The sequence below is a fragment of the Streptomyces sp. JL2001 genome (assembly GCF_050917515.1).
In the GTDB taxonomy this organism is placed as follows: Bacteria; Actinomycetota; Actinomycetes; order Streptomycetales; family Streptomycetaceae; genus Streptomyces.
Map to the genome: position 1 here is coordinate 2,910,972 of NZ_CP169421.1, position 13,684 is coordinate 2,924,655.

Below are 13,684 nucleotides of genomic sequence, written 5' to 3' on the forward strand. Positions count from 1 at the left end.
CGGGTGTGCCCCGTTCACGGGCCCGGCGGATCCGGTCGGCCCGCCGCCGGCGGCTGCGGAACGGCCGGCGGCCGCGGGGCGGTCCGCCGGTACGGGGCCGCTCCCGCCCGGCGGCGCGGGACTACTCCTGGCCGGCGGCGCGGGACTACTCCTGGCCGGCGCGGTCCCGCAGGAGCGCCTCGGCCTCGGCCCGCAGGTCCTTGTTGCGGAGCTCCTTGGGCAGCGAGAAGGTCAGCGACTCGTCGGCCGTCTTGACGATCTCCACGTCGGCGTAGCCGCGCTCGGAGAGCCAGGCCAGGACCTCCTCGACGAGGACGTCCGGCACGGAGGCGCCCGAGGACAGGCCGACGGTGGAGACGCCCTCCAGCCAGGTCTCGTCGATCTCGCTGGCGAAGTCGACCAGGTACGCGGCCGGCACGCCGGCCTGCTTGGCGACCTCGACCATCCGGATGGAGTTCGAGGAGTTCTTCGAGCCGACGACGATCACCAGGTCGGCCTGGCCGGCGAGCTCCTTGATGGCGGTCTGCCGGTTCTGGGTGGCGTAGCAGATGTCGCTCGACGGCGGGGAGATGAGCTGCGGGAACTTCGCCTGCAGCGCGTCCACCGTCTCCATGGTCTCGTCGACCGAGAGCGTGGTCTGGGAGAGCCAGACGACCTTGGACGGGTCGCGGACCTCGACCTTGGCCACGTCCTCGGGGCCGTCGACGAGCTGGATGTGGTCGGGGGCCTCGCCGGAGGTGCCGATGACCTCCTCGTGGCCCTCGTGGCCGATCAGCAGGATGTCGAAGTCCGCGTCGGCGTACCGGACGGCCTCCTTGTGCACCTTGGTGACCAGCGGGCAGGTGGCGTCGATCGTGGCGAGCCGGCCCTGGCGGGCCTCCTCGTGGACGGTCGGTGCCACGCCGTGCGCGGAGAACATCACGATGTTGCCCGGCGGCACCTCGGTCGCCTGGTCGACGAAGATGGCGCCCTTCCGCTCCAGGGTCTGCACGACGTACTTGTTGTGCACGATCTCGTGACGGACGTAGATCGGCGAGCCGTACTGCTCCAGGGCCTTCTCGACGGCGATCACGGCACGGTCGACGCCCGCGCAGTAACCACGGGGAGCGGCGAGCAGGACACGCTTGGGGCGGTTGGGCGCGGGCGTAGCAGTCATGCGTCCCATCGTAAGGCCGCGCGGAAAGGCGGCCGCATCGTCCGCCCCGCCCCCGGCCGCATCGTCCGCCCCGCCCCCGGCCGCATCGTCCGCCCCGCCCCCGGCCGCGTCGCCGGGGCGTGATCGACACCGTGGCCGAGACTGGGCGCATGGCCGAGGAAGCACGGGTGTCAGAGCACACCGGACTGCGTCGGAACCTGGGGTTCCGCGACCTTGTCGTCTACGGGCTGCTCTTCATCGCGCCCATGGCCCCGGTCGGCGTCTTCGGCACCCTGGACGCGAAGTCGCACGGCGCGGTGGCGCTGGTGTACCTGGTGGCGACGGTCGCCATGGGCTTCACCGCCTTCAGCTACGCGCAGATGGTGCGCGTCGCCCCGCAGGCCGGTTCCGTGTTCACGTACGCCCGCAAGGGGCTGGGCGAGGGCCCGGGGTTCATCGCCGGCTGGATGGTGATGCTCGACTACCTGCTGATCCCGGCCGTGGCCTACCTCTTCGCGGGCATCGCGATGGAGGCGCTGGTCCCGGAGGTGGACCGGTGGGTGTGGACCGGGATCGCCGTGGTGGTCACGACCCTGCTGAACCTGTGGGGCGTGCGGGCGGCGGCCCGGGTGGGCTTCGTGGTGCTCGCCCTGGAGATCGTGGTGCTGCTGGTCTTCGTGGCGTCGGCGGTGACGGCGCTGGTCGAGGACGGGGCCCGGCGCGACTGGTGGTCGCCGCTGACCGGCGACGCGATGTTCTCCTTCTCGTCGGTGCTGGCCGCGGTGTCGGTGGCGGTCCTGTCGTACCTGGGCTTCGACGCGATCGCCTCCTTCGCGGAGGAGGTGACGGGGGGCTCGGAGAAGGTGGCCCGCGCCGTGCTGTTCTGCCTGGCGCTCGCGGGCGTGCTGTTCGTGATCCAGACCTACCTGGTGGCGCTCATCGGACCGGTGTCGTCGGCCGAGCTGGCGGCCGCGCCGGCGAAGCAGGGCTCGGCGTTCTACGACGCGGTGGACGCGTCCGTCGGGACCTGGCTGCACGACCTGGTGGCGGCGAGCAAGGCGATCGGCGCGGCCTTCGCGGCGCTGGCGGGGCAGGCGGCGGCCGGCCGGCTGCTCTTCGCGATGGCACGGGACCGGCGGCTGCCGCATGTGCTGGCCCGGACCGACTCCGGGGTGCCGCGGGTGGCGCTGCTCCTGGCGGCCGCGGTGACGATGGTGGCGGCGGTGTGGGCGGCGCGGCGGGACGACGGACTCGACCACCTGGTGTCGGTGGTCGACGTCGGGGCGCTGACGGCCTTCGTGCTGCTGCACGCGAGCGTGGTGGGCTGGTTCGCGGTGCGGCGGATGGAGGGGCCGCCGCGGTGGTGGCGGCACGTGGTGGCGCCGGTGGTGGGGGCGGGGATCCTGGTGGCGGTCATCGTGGAGGCGTCGGTGTCGGCGCAGCTGGTGGGCGTGATCTGGCTGGGCGTGGGGATGGTGGTCCTCGCGGTGCAGGGCGCGGCGCACCGGGGGTGAACGGCTGACGGGCCGCGTGAGGCGCCGGGGAAACAGCGGGCGGGCCACGGGCGTCACGAGGCGGGCCGCGCCACGCACCGGGGGTGAACGGCGGACGGGCCGCGCGTCCGCGGGCGCCGTGACATGTCCGTGGTCGCCGCTAGTCTCGGCGCATGGGTCTCAACACGTCCGCAGAAGCGCCGCTGCCCGTAGGTGAGGTCTCCCGGCTCATCGGGGGGTGGATCGACCGGCTCGGGGCCGTGTGGGTCGAGGGGCAGATCACGCAGCTCTCCCGGCGGCCGGGGGCCGGAGTGGTGTTCCTGACCCTGCGCGACCCCTCGTACGACATCTCCATCGGCGTCACCTGCTACCGCCAGGTCTTCGACGCCGTGGCCGACGTCGTCTCCGAGGGCGCGAGGGTCGTCGTGCACGCGAAGCCCGAGTGGTACGCGCCGCGCGGGCAGCTCTCCCTGCGGGCCGTGGAGATCAAGCCGGTCGGCATCGGCGAGCTCCTCGCCCGGCTCGAACAGCTGAAGCGGAGCCTGGGCGCGGAGGGCCTGTTCGCCCTCGACCGCAAGAAGCCGCTGCCCTTCCTCCCCCAGCTCGTCGGCCTCGTCTGCGGACGCGCGTCCGCCGCCGAGCGGGACGTCCTGGAGAACGCCCGGCGCCGTTGGCCCGCCGTGCGCTTCGAGGTGCGCAACGTGGCCGTGCAGGGGGTGAAGGCCGTCCCTCAGGTCGTGCAGGCCGTGCAGGAGCTGGACGCCCACGACGAGGTCGACGTGATCATCGTGGCCCGGGGTGGCGGCAGCGTGGAGGATCTGCTGCCGTTCTCGGACGAGCAGCTCGTCCGGGCCGTCGCCGAGTGCCGCACTCCGCTCGTCTCCGCGATCGGCCACGAACCCGACTCGCCCCTCCTCGACCTGGTCGCCGACCTGCGGGCCTCCACCCCGACCGACGCGGCCAAGAAGGTGGTCCCGGACGTCGGCGAGGAGCTGGACCGGGTGCAGGGGCTGCGCGACCGGGCGCTGCGGAGCGTGCGGGGGCTGCTGGAGCGCGAGGAGCGCGGTCTCGCGCACGCGCTGGCCCGCCCGGTCATGGAGCATCCCCAGCGGATGGTCGAGGTGCGCGAGGAGGAGCTCGACGCGGTGCTCGCGCGGAGCCGCCGGACCCTGCGGCACCTGCTCGACCGGGCCGACTCGGAACTGTCCCACACGCGGGCGCGGGTCCGGGCGCTCTCACCGGCGGCGACCATGGAACGCGGGTACGCCGTGCTCCAGCGCGCCGACGGCACGGTCGTCCGGGACCCGGAGGAGGTCGCGGCGGGCGAGGAGCTGAGGGCCCGCGTCGCGGCGGGCGAGTTCCCGGTGCGCCGCGTCGACGGTTCGTGATCCGCGCGCTTCGTGACCGGCGCCGGTTCGCGGACAGCCCCGCTGCGTGATCGACGGTCCGGTCCCGCACAGAGTCCGCCCGCGCAGAGTCCGGCCCGGACCCGGTCCGGCCCGGCACAGTCCGGGCCACACACAGTCCGACCCAGACAGTCCGACCCACACAGTCCGACCCACACAGTCCGATCCCGGACATCGGATCCCACACGGAGGGTGACAGGCATGGCAGGCACGACGGAACAGGCCGCGCTCGGGTACGAGCAGGCGCGGGACGAGCTGATCGAGGTCGTACGGCGCCTCGAGGCGGGTGGGACCTCCCTGGAGGAGTCCCTGGCGCTCTGGGAGCGCGGGGAGGAGCTGGCGAAGGTGTGCCGGCGCTGGCTGGAGGGGGCCAGGGCCCGCCTGGACGCCTCGCTCGCGGCGGAGGAGGAGGCCGGGACGGACGGGGAGGCGTAGGTCGCGGCGGCGGAGGTGGCCGGGACGCCCGGCTCCGGACGGCCGGGGTACGCTGGAGCCTGTGAACCGGATCACTATCCGTATTGGTTAGTTGAAAATTAACCTATCCGGGGCGTACCGTCGGGGACGTCGCTCGAACACCCCCTGCTTGTCCGGAAGGTACGCAGCATGTCTCTCGTTCTTGACCCCGCCGCCCAGGACCTCCTCTTCCGCGAGGCCCGCACCGCCAACACGTTCTCCGACGAGCCGGTGACCGACGAGCAGGTCCAGGCGATCTACGACCTCGTGAAGTTCGGCCCGACCGCCTTCAACCAGACGCCGCTGCGCATCACCCTGGTCCGCTCCCCCGAGGCCCGTGAGCGCCTGGTCAAGCACATGGCCGAGGGCAACCAGCCCAAGACCGCCGCCGCCCCGCTGGTCGCGATCCTGTCCGCCGACAACGAGTTCCACGAGGAGCTCCCGGCCCTGCTCCCGCACTTCCCGCAGGCCAAGGACATGTTCTTCGCCGAGCGCCCGGTCCGCGAGGGCTCGGCCCTGCTGAACGCCGCCCTCCAGGCCGCGTACTTCATCATCGGCGTCCGCGCCGCCGGCCTGGCCGCCGGCCCGATGACCGGTCTCGACTTCGCCGGCCTCCAGAAGGAGTTCCTGGACGCCGACCACACCCCGCTGATGGTCGTCAACATCGGCAAGCCCGGCGAGGACGCCTGGTTCCCGCGCTCCCCGCGCCTGGACTACGACGACGTCGTCACCACCGTCTGAGCCGTCGCGGCCCGACGCCTCGCGCGCCACGACACGACGGAGCCCCCGAGCGCATCGCGCCCGGGGGCTCCGTCGTGTCTCACCCACCGTGCCGTTCGTCCACCCGCACCGCCCACGCGACCGGCGTGCGGTCACGCCGTCCCGTGCGGCGGCGGGCTCACGCCTTCTTCGACTGGAGCGCGGCGGCCATCTCCGCCAGACGGTCGAACGAGGCCGTGCCCGTGACGACGGTCGTCGCCTTGCCGTCCGTGCGCACGAGGGCGTCGTACTTCGGGCCCTCCCAGCGCTGCCAGACCTGGCCGGCCACCGTCTGCGTCCGGCCGGAGTTCTCGGCCTGCTGCGTCACCTCGGGGACGAACTCCTTGGGCGCCGCCGTCGACTGGTGCAGCGAGACGTACTGGGTGTCCGGGTCCAGGAAGCCCAGCTGCCAGGCGTTGTCCTGGTCGCGCTTGTACGAGACGACCGTGGCCTTCCAGTCCTCGCCCAGGCCCTCCGGGGCGAGCACCGGATACGGCGCCGCCCGCTGGGCCGTCAGGAGCTCGACCCGGTAGTCCTTGGCCTTGACCGGAGCCGCCGTCTCGTCGTGCGGGATGAAGAGATACATCACGCCCGCGGCGATCATGATCACCGCCAGGGACTGGAACATCCCGCGTACCGTCTGCCTGCCTCGCATACCTGCCACGCCCCCCATGGTCGCATCATGGTGTTGTGCTCATACGTGGGCCCCTCTGCTCAAATTGTCGACGTACCGATAGAGTCGCAGCACCCTCTTTACTTCCGGCCGTCGCCGTACAGAAAGGTGCGCTCCGATGACCGAGCATCATCTGCCGTCCGAGCTCGAGGTCTCCCCCGAGGCCCCCGACCGCAACCTCGCCCTGGAGCTGGTCCGGGTGACCGAGGCGGCCGCCATGGCCGCCGGCCGCTGGGTCGGCCGAGGCGACAAGATCGGTGCCGACGGCGCGGCGGTCAACGCCATGCGGACCCTCGTCTCCACCGTCTCGATGAACGGCGTCGTCGTCATCGGCGAGGGCGAGAAGGACGAAGCCCCCATGCTGTACAACGGGGAGCGCATCGGCGACGGCACCGGCGCCGAGGTGGACATCGCGGTCGACCCGATCGACGGCACCACGCTCAACGCCAAGGGCATGCCGAACGCCATCGCCGTCCTGGCCGCCGCGGACCGGGGCACGATGTTCGACCCGTCCGCGGTCTTCTACATGGACAAGCTGGTCACGGGCCCCGAGGCCGCCGACTTCGTCGACATCAACGCCCCGGTGTCGGTCAACATCCGCCGGGTCGCCAAGGCCAAGGGCATGGCCCCCGAGGACGTCACGGTCGTCATCCTGGACCGCCCCCGCCACGAGGGCATCGTCAAGGAGATCCGCGAGACCGGCGCCCGGATCAAGTTCATCTCCGACGGCGACGTCGCCGGCTCGATCATGGCCGTCCGCGAGGGCACCGGCGTCGACATGCTGCTCGGCATCGGCGGCACGCCGGAGGGCATCATCTCGGCCTGCGCGATCAAGTGCCTGGGCGGTGTCATCCAGGGCAAGCTGTGGCCGAAGGACGAGGCCGAGCGCCAGAAGGCGATCGACGCGGGCCACGACCTGGACCGCGTCCTCTCCACGAACGACCTGGTCAGCGGCGACAACGTGTTCTTCGTCGCGACCGGCATCACGGACGGCGAGCTGCTGCGCGGCGTCCGCTACCGCTCCGAGACCGCGACCACGTCCTCGCTGGTGATGCGCTCGAAGTCCGGCACGATCCGCCAGATCGACTCCACGCACCGGCTGTCGAAGCTGCGCGCGTACAGCAAGATCGACTTCGACCGCGCGAAGTAACCACGCGGCGGTCCTGCGGCGCGGACGCGCCGACGGCCCGACGGAAAGGGGCGCCCCCATGTGCGGTGGGGGCGCCCCTTTCCGTACGGGGCGGGAGACCCGGCGGCTCAGCCGGCCGCGGCGATCCGCTCCGTCGTCGCCTTCTTGAGCTCCACGTCGCGCCGCCGGCGCCGGGCGAGCACCACACGGCGCTCGGCCGCGGTCAGTCCGCCCCACACGCCGTACGGCTCCGGCTGGAGCAGGGCGTGCTCCCGGCATTCGACCATCACGGGACAGCGGGCACAGACGCGCTTGGCGGCCTCCTCACGCGCCAGGCGGGAGGCGGTCGGCTCCTTGGACGGGGCGAAGAACAGTCCGGCCTCGTCCCGGCGGCACACCGCCTCCGTGTGCCAGGGGCCCGCCTCGTCCTCCCGCGCGGGGGCACGCTGAGGAGGAACGGCGGCGACCTGGAGGGGCTGATGCGGCGGATGCAGCACGGGTCTACTCCTGACGACGGCTTCGCGAGCGAGAGACGATGCAGCAAGCCCTACCCGCTGTGCGCGCGCCTATGCACTGCGTGCCGCCGAGTTCCGGAGTGCGGAACCCTGGCGACGGATTCCGGTCACTCCCGCCCCTCGCGTCCGGCCGGTGACGGTGACACCCGCAGCGGGACGGACGGGACGCCCACGCCGTACGGCCGGTGACCGGCACCGCGCCCGCCGACCCGACGCCTCCCCCGGCCGTCAGTGGCCGAGGTGCTTGCGCAGCTGCTTCTGGACGTGGTTCTGGAGGTCCGTGATCCACTTGCCGCGCTTGGGCTTGGCCTCGACGTTGCCGAACACCGAGTAGCCGTTGATCACGACGACGGGGGCCTGCGGGTCCGCGCCCTCCAGGGTCACGACGTCGAAGTTGCCGAAGATCCCGGTGCCGCTGCCGCGCAGGCTGATGTTCTCCGGCACCCGCACCTCCACGTTCCCGAAGATCGAGGTGGCGTTGATCGTGGTCAGGCGCTGCGCGAAGAGCGCCTCGGTCAGGTCGATCTCGATGTTGCCGAAGAGCGCGAACGCGTTGGTCCGGCGGCCGACCCGCCAACGGCCCTTGCGGGTGGTGCTGGAGAAGATCGCGACGAGGTTGTCGGAGGGGCCCGGGTCCTCGTCGGAACCGTACGCGTACGCCGACTCGGGCTCCCGGCGCGGCCGGGCCCCGGCCGGGAGGTCCCGGACGATCGGCTCCAGCTCCCCCAGGGTCTTGGCGCGGTAGACGGCGTCGATCCGGTCCGAGTGCTCCTCGGCGTCGAGCCGCCCCTCGGCGAGGGCGTCCCGGAGGATGTCCGCGATCCGGTCCCGGTCCGCGTCCGAGGCCCTCAGGGCGTCGCCGGGCGGGACGGGGGCGGGTTCGGCGGGGGCGACCGGCTTCTGGGGCTGCTTTTCGAGGTCCACGAACCCAGGTTAGCGAAACGCGATAGATCGCGACTAGGCCCTGTCCGGGCGATCTCCTCGAGCCCGCGACGTCCGCCCGTCACCCTTCACCCGGAGGTTCCCGGACACCTGTCCATGTATTCTGGACATGTGTCCATTACCGCGCATGTCCTCGTCGGCCTCGTCGCCGCCCTGCACGCCTACATCCTCGTTCTGGAGATGTTCCTCTGGGAGCGCCGGCCCGGGCGCGAACTCTCCGGCTTCGACGCGGAGACCGCCCGCAGGACGGCCCCCCTCGCCGCCAACCAGGGCCTCTACAACGGCTTCCTCGCCGCCGGCCTGGTCTGGGGCCTGATCGCCGCCGACCCCACCGGCCACCAGGTGCAGGTCTTCTTCCTGTCCTGCGTGGTGATCGCCGGGATCTACGGCGGCCTGACCGCCAACCGCCGCATCCTGCTCGCCCAGGCCCTGCCCGGGGCCCTCGCCCTGGCCGCCGTACTGTGGGCCGGGTGACCAGCCCGACCGAGGATCCCCGCACCGCCCGCACCCGCGCCAAGCTGCGCGCCGCCCTCCTGGAGGAGTGCGCCACGCGCCCCCTCGACGAGGTCGGCGTCGCCGCGCTGGTGCGCCGGGCCGGGGTCGGCCGCGCCACCTTCTACCTGCACTACCCCGACCTCCAGGCGCTCGCCGTCGACGCCTGCGCCGACGTCGTGCGCGAGGCGGTCGACGCCCTGCACGCCTGGCGCGGCACACCCGACCCGGCCGTCCCGCCGCCCGCCCTGCCCGCCTTCTTCACCGGACTCGCCCCGCACGCGCCGCTCTACCGGGGCCTGTTGCGCCCGGGCGGCGGCGGCCCCCTCGGCGACCTGCTCCACCGCGAACTGCGCGCCTACAGCCGGCGCGAGCGGGAACTGGCCGGCGCCCCGGAGCCGGACCTGGTCGCGTCGGCGGTCTCGGCGGCCTTCGCGGGTCTGCTCGCCGACTGGCTGCACGGCCTGATCGACGCCTCCCCCGACCGGATCGCGGGCCGGACCTGGCGCCTCCTCATCGCCCTGCACCGCACCCCGCTGCCCTGACCCCCGCGGCCCTGGCGGCCCGCACCCCGCAAGTGAGCCTTACCTCACAGGATCGGGGCCCCCGCCGCGTTCTACGCTGGAGGGCGCACCGCCAACGGAGGCGGTGCGCCGTCTTGCCGAGTGAGGAATGGCCCCCATGCCAGAGTTTGCGTACTCCGATCTGCTCCCCCTGGGAGAGGACACCACGCCGTACCGCCTGGTGACCTCCGAAGGTGTCTCCACCTTCGAGGCCGACGGCCGTACGTTCCTCAAGGTCGAGCCGGAGGCGCTGCGGCAGCTCGCCGCCGAGGCCGTCCACGACATCCAGCACTACCTGCGCCCGGCCCACCTGGCCCAGCTGCGCCGCATCATCGACGACCCGGAGGCGTCGGGCAACGACAAGTTCGTCGCGCTCGACCTGCTGAAGAACGCGAACATCGCCGCCGCCGGCGTCCTGCCCATGTGCCAGGACACCGGCACCGCGATCGTCATGGGCAAGCGCGGACAGAACGTGCTCACCCGGGGCGGTGACGAGGAGGCGCTGAGCCGCGGCATCTACGACGCCTATACCAAGCTCAACCTGCGCTACTCGCAGATGGCCCCGCTGACCATGTGGGAGGAGAAGAACACCGGCTCGAACCTGCCCGCGCAGATCGAGCTGTACGCGACCGACGGCGGCGCGTACAAGTTCCTCTTCATGGCCAAGGGCGGCGGCTCGGCCAACAAGTCCTTCCTCTACCAGGAGACGAAGGCCGTCCTCAACGAGGGCAGCATGATGAAGTTCCTGGAGGAGAAGATCCGCTCGCTCGGCACGGCCGCCTGCCCGCCGTACCACCTGGCGATCGTCGTCGGCGGCACCTCCGCCGAGTTCGCGCTCAAGACCGCGAAGTACGCCTCCGCGCACTACCTGGACGAGCTGCCCGCCGAGGGCTCGGAGCTCGGCCACGGCTTCCGCGACAAGGAGCTGGAGGAGAAGGTCTTCGAGCTCACGCAGAAGATCGGCATCGGCGCCCAGTTCGGCGGCAAGTACTTCTGCCACGACGTCCGCGTGGTCCGGCTGCCCCGCCACGGCGCCTCCCTGCCCGTCGCGATCGCCGTCTCCTGCTCGGCAGACCGCCAGGCCGTCGCGAAGATCACCGCCGAGGGCGTCTTCCTGGAGCAGCTGGAGACCGACCCGGCCCGCTTCCTGCCGGACACCACCGACGAGCACCTCGCCGCCGACGGCGACGTCGTGAAGATCGACCTGAACCAGCCGATGGACGCGATCCTCGCCGAGCTGACGAAGCACCCGGTGAAGACCCGGCTCTCGCTGACCGGTCCGCTGGTGGTGGCCCGCGACATCGCGCACGCCAAGATCAAGGAGCGGCTGGACGCGGGCGAGGAGATGCCGCAGTACCTGAAGGACCACCCGGTGTACTACGCCGGTCCGGCCAAGACCCCCGAGGGCTACGCCTCCGGTTCCTTCGGCCCGACGACGGCCGGCCGGATGGACTCCTACGTCGAGCAGTTCCAGGCGGCGGGCGGCTCCAAGGTCATGCTGGCCAAGGGCAACCGCAGCAAGCAGGTCACCGACGCGTGCGGCAGCCACGGCGGCTTCTACCTGGGCTCGATCGGCGGCCCGGCGGCGCGCCTCGCGCAGGACTGCATCAAGAAGGTCGAGGTCGTCGAGTACGAGGAGCTCGGCATGGAGGCGGTCTGGAAGATCGAGGTGGAGGACTTCCCGGCGTTCGTCGTGGTGGACGACAAGGGCAACGACTTCTTCCAGAACCCGGCCCCCGAGCCGACGTTCACGCACATCCCGGTCCGCGGTCCGGGTCTCGGCTGATCCCGGTGGGACGCCCGAGACACGCCGTCGTCCCGGCCGCCCTGCTGGCGGCCGGGCTGTTGCTGACCGGCTGCGGCACGGAGCAGGAGCCGCTGCGGGTCAGCGAGCCGAACGCCCCGCGGCCGACCGGGTCCGCCGAGCCGGCCCGGGGTTCGCTCGGCGGACCCGGCACCGCCTGCCCGCTCCCGGTGTCGTTCGGCCTCGCCGCGGACTGGAAGCCGAAGGCCGTGCGGGTCGGCGACGACGAGCTCTCCGCCGCGCTCGGCAGGCAGGGCCCGGCGACCATGGTCTGCGAGATCGACGCGAAGCCGGCCGGGAACATCGGCTACCTGCGGGTCTGGACCGCGGACGGCTCCGCGGCCCGGCCCACGCTCGAAGGTTTCGTGAAGGCCGAGAAGAACGCCTCCGAGGTGGTCTACAAGGAGACCCGGGCGGGGGCGCTGTCCGCCGTCGAGGTGACCTACACGGTCCACAACGAGCTGATGGACGAGTCCAAGGAGGAGCGCGCCTTCGCGGTCTCCACGCCGAAGGGGACCGTGATCGTCCACCTCGGCGGCCTGGACACCGAGGAGCACCGCGAGATGCTCCCGGCGTACGAGCTCGCCCGCTCCAGCCTCAAGGCGCTCTGAGCGCCTCCGGCCGTCGTGCACGGTGACGTGGCCCCCGCCCCGCCCGGGGCGGGGGCCACGCCGTGTGCCCGCGGAGCGCTGCCCTGTCAGGCGAACCGCTGGTTCGCCGAGCCGTTGCAGGTCTGGAGCCGCAGCGGCTCCTTCGCCGTGGCCTGGGTGAGGCACAGTCCGGTGGCCGCGGCCGGGCGGACGGTGGCGCCGTCGCGGACGAACTTCTGGTTGCCCGCGCCGGAGCAGTTCCACAGGATCAGCGCCGTACCGGCCTGGTAGCGGGCACCGGGCACGTCGACGCACCGGTCCTGGGTGAGCTGGGTGTGGAGGGTCCGGCGGGCGGAGTCGTACCACCAGCCCTGGTTGCGGCCGCCGTGACAGTCCCAGCCGAGGACGGCGGTCCCGTTGGCGCTGCCGGCGCCGCTGACGTCGACGCAGTTGCCGGTCGCCTCGTTCCGCCACGGGCGGTAGGCGTCGTCCCAGGCGAGCGGGAAGAGCGTCGGGGTGCCGGCGGAGTCGACGTCGGCGCAGCCGGCCTCGCGCAGGCCCGAGGCGTAGAGCTGGGTGAGGCAGGAGGCGAAGGCGGCGTGGCCGCGGGCGTTGGGGTGGAAGGACTGGCGGACCGAGTTCTCGTCCGGGGTGCCGGGCTTGGAGAGGTCGATGTACAGGCCCCTGGCCCAGGGGTCCTCCATGCAGACCTCGTGTCCGTGGAAGAGGCGCGAGTTGTCGAGGTAGGTGGCCCCGGTGTTCGCCGCGGCCCGGCGCATGCCGCGCTCGAAGGCGGGGACGGCGGTGTTGCGGCCCCAGACGGTGTCGGAGTCGTAGCCGAGGCCGCCGCAGCTGAGCTTGCCGGGGAAGTTCGGGTTGTCGCGGAAGTCGGGGCCGATGGGGCTCGGGTAGCCCATGACGACGAGCTTGTAGTCGCCGTCGGCGTAGCCGGCGTCGCGCATCACGGTCCGCAGGTCCCGCACGGTCTGCTCGACCTTCGGGACGAGACCGTCGACGCGGGCCTGCCAGCCGGGGGCGTACTTGGGCTCGCAGGCCCCCTGCAGGGTGAGGTAGCGGGTGACGCAGTCGGTCATGACCGGGCCGAACTGCAGGTCGTCGTTGGCGCCGGCGACGAGCAGCACCATCTTGATGCGGGTGTTGCGGGCCTTGACGGCGAGGTTGTCGCTCTGGACGAGTTCGTCGGCGTACTGCTTCGAGCCGCCGATCCTGATGTTTCCGCTGTAGGCACCGGAGCAGGACACGTTGAAGGTGAGGTCCGCGGGGATTCCGGTGCGGTGGATCGCGGCGTCGGGCGAGCGGTGACACCAGTTGTCGGGACCGTTGGTGGGCGGCTCGTAGGTGCCCACGCCCTCGCCGGAGATCTCGCTGTCGCCGAGCGAGATCAGTCCGGTCCTGCGTGCGGCGAGCGGGCGTTCGGCGGGGTCGCCGTAGATCCGGGTGGCCTCGGCCGCGCGGACCGCCTCCAGTTCGGGCGGGAGGGGGACGGAGGCGACGCGGACGGCGCCACCGCTCGTGTCGGCCGCTCCGGCGGGGCTCGCGGCTGCCATGGTGCCGAAGGCCGCCGCCGCGGCGGCCGTGGCGGCGATCGTCCAGCGGAATCTGCGCCTGGTGCGCGTCATTGCGCCTCCTGGAGGTGGGGTTACCCACGGTTCTACTGGCCGGTACGCGCCGGGGGAATAGGCAGAACAAGACAACTGCTCAACTTTTAC

14 protein-coding genes are annotated in these 13,684 nt (G+C 72.2%); 9 read left to right on the forward strand and 5 right to left on the reverse strand.

All coding sequences use genetic code 11. From position 1 onward, the window contains the following. Positions 1–145 precede the first annotated feature (145 nt). Entirely contained in the window at positions 146–1,165 is a 1,020-nt protein-coding gene (locus tag ACE1OA_RS12675; protein ID WP_356606810.1) for a 4-hydroxy-3-methylbut-2-enyl diphosphate reductase, read from the reverse strand. Positions 1,166–1,305: 140 nt separating this feature from the next. Between ACE1OA_RS12675 and ACE1OA_RS12680 the strand changes: the two genes are divergently transcribed. The 4 genes from ACE1OA_RS12680 (at position 1,306) to ACE1OA_RS12695 (ending at position 5,228) form a co-directional block, all read left to right on the forward strand. Further along, positions 1,306–2,649, forward strand: a complete 1,344-nt coding sequence (locus ACE1OA_RS12680; RefSeq protein ID WP_432752788.1) for an APC family permease — start codon at positions 1,306–1,308, stop codon at positions 2,647–2,649. Between the two features lie 152 nt (positions 2,650–2,801). Further along, positions 2,802–4,016 carry an exodeoxyribonuclease VII large subunit gene (gene xseA, locus ACE1OA_RS12685; protein ID WP_356606807.1) on the forward strand — a complete coding sequence of 405 codons (1,215 nt, stop codon included), beginning with the start codon at positions 2,802–2,804 and terminating at the stop codon, positions 4,014–4,016. 219 nt (positions 4,017–4,235) lie between these two features. After that, positions 4,236–4,469 carry an exodeoxyribonuclease VII small subunit gene (locus tag ACE1OA_RS12690; protein WP_356606805.1) on the forward strand — a complete coding sequence of 78 codons (234 nt, stop codon included), beginning with the start codon at positions 4,236–4,238 and terminating at the stop codon, positions 4,467–4,469. A 168-nt stretch (positions 4,470–4,637) separates the two neighbouring features. Continuing rightward, positions 4,638–5,228 (forward strand): malonic semialdehyde reductase, encoded by a 591-nt coding sequence (locus tag ACE1OA_RS12695; RefSeq protein ID WP_147981003.1) that lies wholly within the window; start codon positions 4,638–4,640, stop codon positions 5,226–5,228. A gap of 157 nt (positions 5,229–5,385) precedes the next feature. Here ACE1OA_RS12695 and ACE1OA_RS12700 read toward each other — a convergent pair whose 3' ends face one another. Further along, complete coding sequence (locus ACE1OA_RS12700; RefSeq protein WP_356606802.1) at positions 5,386–5,919, reverse strand: DUF4245 domain-containing protein; 534 nt, start codon at positions 5,917–5,919, stop codon at positions 5,386–5,388. Positions 5,920–6,037: 118 nt separating this feature from the next. Here ACE1OA_RS12700 and glpX point away from each other — a divergent pair, with 118 nt between their 5' ends. Beyond that, positions 6,038–7,069 (forward strand): class II fructose-bisphosphatase, encoded by a 1,032-nt coding sequence (glpX, locus tag ACE1OA_RS12705; protein ID WP_147981001.1) that lies wholly within the window; start codon positions 6,038–6,040, stop codon positions 7,067–7,069. Positions 7,070–7,176: 107 nt separating this feature from the next. On the opposite strand, the gene ACE1OA_RS12710 is transcribed toward glpX, so the two are convergent. Together ACE1OA_RS12710 and ACE1OA_RS12715 are read right to left on the reverse strand one after the other, a co-directional pair. Continuing rightward, on the reverse strand, positions 7,177–7,545 hold the full coding sequence (locus ACE1OA_RS12710; protein ID WP_356606800.1) for a WhiB family transcriptional regulator: 369 nt from the start codon (positions 7,543–7,545) through the stop codon (positions 7,177–7,179). Positions 7,546–7,791: 246 nt separating this feature from the next. Continuing rightward, the gene (locus ACE1OA_RS12715; protein ID WP_432752789.1) at positions 7,792–8,487 is read right to left on the reverse strand and encodes a DUF1707 SHOCT-like domain-containing protein; all 696 of its coding nucleotides are present in this window, start codon (positions 8,485–8,487) and stop codon (positions 7,792–7,794) included. A 129-nt stretch (positions 8,488–8,616) separates the two neighbouring features. On the opposite strand from ACE1OA_RS12715, the gene ACE1OA_RS12720 reads away from it, so the two are divergent. The 4 genes from ACE1OA_RS12720 to ACE1OA_RS12735 all read left to right on the forward strand — a co-directional run bounded on the left by ACE1OA_RS12720 (position 8,617) and on the right by ACE1OA_RS12735 (position 11,975). Next, a complete protein-coding gene (locus tag ACE1OA_RS12720; protein WP_356779043.1) occupies positions 8,617–8,979 on the forward strand; it encodes a DUF1304 domain-containing protein in 363 nt (120 codons plus the stop codon). After that, on the forward strand, positions 8,976–9,542 hold the full coding sequence (locus ACE1OA_RS12725) for a TetR/AcrR family transcriptional regulator (protein WP_356606794.1): 567 nt from the start codon (positions 8,976–8,978) through the stop codon (positions 9,540–9,542). Before ACE1OA_RS12720 ends, ACE1OA_RS12725 begins: the two co-directional genes overlap by 4 nt. Positions 9,543–9,678: 136 nt before the next feature. After that, a complete protein-coding gene (locus ACE1OA_RS12730) occupies positions 9,679–11,346 on the forward strand; it encodes a fumarate hydratase (protein WP_356606792.1) in 1,668 nt (555 codons plus the stop codon). Between the two features lie 5 nt (positions 11,347–11,351). After that, the gene (locus ACE1OA_RS12735; protein WP_384870690.1) at positions 11,352–11,975 is read left to right on the forward strand and encodes a lipoprotein; all 624 of its coding nucleotides are present in this window, start codon (positions 11,352–11,354) and stop codon (positions 11,973–11,975) included. A gap of 86 nt (positions 11,976–12,061) precedes the next feature. Here the strand turns inward: ACE1OA_RS12735 and ACE1OA_RS12740 are convergent, their stop codons facing one another. After that, complete coding sequence (locus ACE1OA_RS12740) at positions 12,062–13,594, reverse strand: ricin-type beta-trefoil lectin domain protein (protein ID WP_432752790.1); 1,533 nt, start codon at positions 13,592–13,594, stop codon at positions 12,062–12,064. Positions 13,595–13,684: the final 90 nt, after the last annotated feature.